This window comes from Bradyrhizobium genomosp. III (assembly GCF_000261705.1).
Classification (GTDB): domain Bacteria; phylum Pseudomonadota; class Alphaproteobacteria; order Rhizobiales; family Xanthobacteraceae; genus Bradyrhizobium; species Bradyrhizobium ottawaense.
This window is the reverse complement of the sequence record NZ_AJQF01000566.1, coordinates 1-2,610: the sequence shown is the minus strand read 5'-3', so window position 1 is coordinate 2,610 and position 2,610 is coordinate 1. Positions and strand designations below refer to the sequence as shown.

Here is a 2,610-nt window from a genome sequence, read left to right as displayed (position 1 = left end):
GCCGGCTGCAACCGATCCTGCAAATCGCGCTGCAATCCGCATGCGCCCGCGTCCTTATCCTTGGTGACGGAAACTTTGTCTTCAGGAGAGGGCTTCTGCTGCTGTGCCTGATTCATTGACCGGCCCCTGAATTGTCAGTGCGGGCGGGGTTCAGAAACCGTAATCCTGAACGGCCAATGTGCTTTTGGGGTGCCCCTTCGACATGGGAGCACCGTCCCACCGAACGGGGCCGTTATACGCTGGCCCATTGATGGCCACTGATACTATCTCGCTTGGATTTCTGAGGCCCAACCCTATGGTTCTGTACAATTGCGTCGTGCTCGCGATCGTGCGCTTCATCTGCATCGAGCAGCCGCGGCGCCGCAAGGCCGAGCGTTTCGAACGCGACGAGCCGATCCTAGTTCACGAAGGCGCCGAGCCGCGGCTGGTGCGGATGGCCGACATCTCGATTTCGGGCGCGCGCTTCATCGATCCCGCCCCGCCGCCAATCGGCGCCTCGATCAAGTGCAATGTCTATGGCCAGAACGTGAGCGCGACCGTTGTCCGCCGCACTCGCGACGGCTTCGGCGTCCGTTTCGAGGACGCGGTTGCGACGCGGATCAATGTCGTCCGCGCATTCTATGCCGGCGAATATGTCCGCGCCTTCCGCAGCGTGCGCGCGGCGCCGGTCGGCAAGGCGTTGCTGATGCGGCTGTTCGGCTAGAGCGGTATGAATGAGGTGGGCCTGGAGCAGTCCCATCCGTCGTCATTCGCAATTGCGCAGCTTAGTGCCGGTCGTGCTGACAGTACTCGCCTTGCTCGTGTGACCGCCCGAAACCACGGTGGGCGCGATGACGGTCCAAGAGTTGGTGACCATACTGCAAGCGCTTCCCGACCAAAACGCCCCTTCGAAAGCACCTTCGCTACCGTGCGCCACCGCACCATCCGATCCAAGGGTTGCCTGTCGAACATGACTGCGCTTGCGATGGTCTTCAAACTGATCGATTATTCCCGCTGAAAGCCGCCGCTGCTCCCTAGCTCCCCGACGAACCGTCGATGCTTCTCCAACCATTCAGGTGAACGAGCTGCGATAGCTTGAACGCACACTTGAACGCATTCATCACAAATAGCAGCTGCTCCGTCAGGAGCGGTGACGATCGCAAGAACATGCTGCGCCTCCATTCCACAGAAAGAACAGATTACGTCCGAGGTCATAGTCGCTTCTCATTCCTGTGATGGGGACACTGAATAGTACTACCTGCAGGACCGAGTCGCGAGCTATCGCCGAATTTTGGTGACCGCCGGGGCCGGTCAGGCGGCGGCGGTTGTGGGCTGACGGTCGGTCGGCTTGGCGATGACCTCGATCCCGTCTTGAATGTCATGAGGGAGTCTCAATATAGACTATATCTACTCCCGATCTGTCAAGACACTCCGCCTTACACACGGCTTCTCTTGCTCAACCTTGAACCGGAAAATACTTCCGGCTAAACCCCGTTCGATGACATCTAATCGTGTAGGCACAGATCTCACTCCGTTGAGAGCGACAGTATATCCCTGTTCCTGTAACAGTACGGCCGACCATTTTTGGTAGGTCCATCGGGCGCGTTTGCGTCATCACCGGGGTTATTGAGCGTCAGACCGACTTTCTAAAACAGAATTGTCAATCCTTTCCGGCGTGCAACACCAAGAACTGGTTATGGCCATCGAGACGGCGCCAGCTTTTCTGCGCGCCCTTGGCTGAGACTTTCTTGTTCGAAGCCGCTCTCCGTTTCAGTCAGCTTCCGGAGCGTGAAAAGCGGGCCCGGATAGTTCTGTTGGCAGCGGATGGGGAGGGTCGTCCTGCCCCGACAGACGCGACAGCACCGCCGCCCAGCCCGCCGGCACCGTCAGGAACAACGTCGTGCCATGCTGCCGGCTCAGCCGCTTCAAGTCCCGCGTCAGATCCGCATCGATGACAACAGGAACACTGGCCCCCGGCAAACGACTGCTGGGCCGGCCGCGCACGGTCCGTCGGCAAGACAAGACGGGCCGTGCCTGACAGGGCGTTGCGCCAATACTTCGCCTGCTTCTGCAGCCGTTCCCCGACAGCCACTGCCGTTGCCAGGCGGCATAATCCGGATACTGGATCGCCAACGGCGGCAAAGGATCGTCCTGTCCAGCCTCGAACGCCCGGTAAAGCCGACTGAGTTCATGCACCAGCACGCCCAATCGACCGCCGTCCGAGACGATGTGATGCTGGGTCAGCAGGAAGACGTGTTCCTCATCCGACATCCGCACTAGCCCGTCCTATTCGTGAGAGTGCGGCATTTGGGCCCGATTGATGCGGCCGCACATCTTGTCTGACGAGGCGCACAGGATTGCCTTCGGCTTTTCACCGCCTGACGACCCGTACTTTGCAACGCGCTTGAGGGATAAGTTGGGCGAACGGGGGGCGGACGCCCCGCCGGTCAAGGACTGAGCGGCAGCAGCGCGCCGGGCAAGCCGCGGATCAGGTCGGCTTCGGGACATGCCGCGGCGAACGCAAGGCGAATGCGGTTCGTGGTCTCGACCACACGGGCAGCGAGTTTCAAGAGACGAAGACGCAGCGTCGCGAACTCGGCAGCGGCCAATTCCCGGGCTTTGGGAATGGCG

The 2,610-nt window shown here is 60.5% G+C and carries 4 protein-coding genes; 1 reads left to right on the top strand and 3 read right to left on the bottom strand.

The window, feature by feature from the left end; translation table 11 throughout:
- Positions 1 to 295 precede the first annotated feature (295 nt).
- The gene (locus tag IC66_RS0142085) at positions 296 to 703 is read left to right on the top strand and encodes a PilZ domain-containing protein (protein WP_014498017.1); all 408 of its coding nucleotides are present in this window, start codon (positions 296 to 298) and stop codon (positions 701 to 703) included.
- Positions 704 to 984: 281 nt separating this feature from the next.
- Here the strand turns inward: IC66_RS0142085 and IC66_RS49395 are convergent, their stop codons facing one another.
- The 3 genes from IC66_RS49395 to IC66_RS0142060 form a co-directional block, all read right to left on the bottom strand.
- Positions 985 to 1,194 (bottom strand): ClpX C4-type zinc finger protein, encoded by a 210-nt coding sequence (locus tag IC66_RS49395; protein ID WP_080593929.1) that lies wholly within the window; start codon positions 1,192 to 1,194, stop codon positions 985 to 987.
- A gap of 555 nt (positions 1,195 to 1,749) precedes the next feature.
- Positions 1,750 to 2,250 (bottom strand): condensation domain-containing protein, encoded by a 501-nt coding sequence (locus IC66_RS0142070; RefSeq protein WP_028160640.1) that lies wholly within the window; start codon positions 2,248 to 2,250, stop codon positions 1,750 to 1,752.
- A gap of 176 nt (positions 2,251 to 2,426) precedes the next feature.
- A partial coding sequence (locus tag IC66_RS0142060; RefSeq protein WP_049806762.1) for a transposase occupies positions 2,427 to 2,610 on the bottom strand: 184 nt, incomplete at its 5' end.

Bases quoted from the DNA above. Each gene is read 5' to 3' on its own strand.
- IC66_RS0142085 (WP_014498017.1), top strand. From the start codon at position 296: ATGGTTCTGTACAATTGCGTCGTGCTCGCGATCGTGCGCTTCATCTGC.
- IC66_RS49395 (WP_080593929.1), bottom strand. From the start codon at position 1,194: ATGACCTCGGACGTAATCTGTTCTTTCTGTGGAATGGAGGCGCAGCAT.
- IC66_RS0142070 (WP_028160640.1), bottom strand. From the start codon at position 2,250: ATGTCGGATGAGGAACACGTCTTCCTGCTGACCCAGCATCACATCGTC.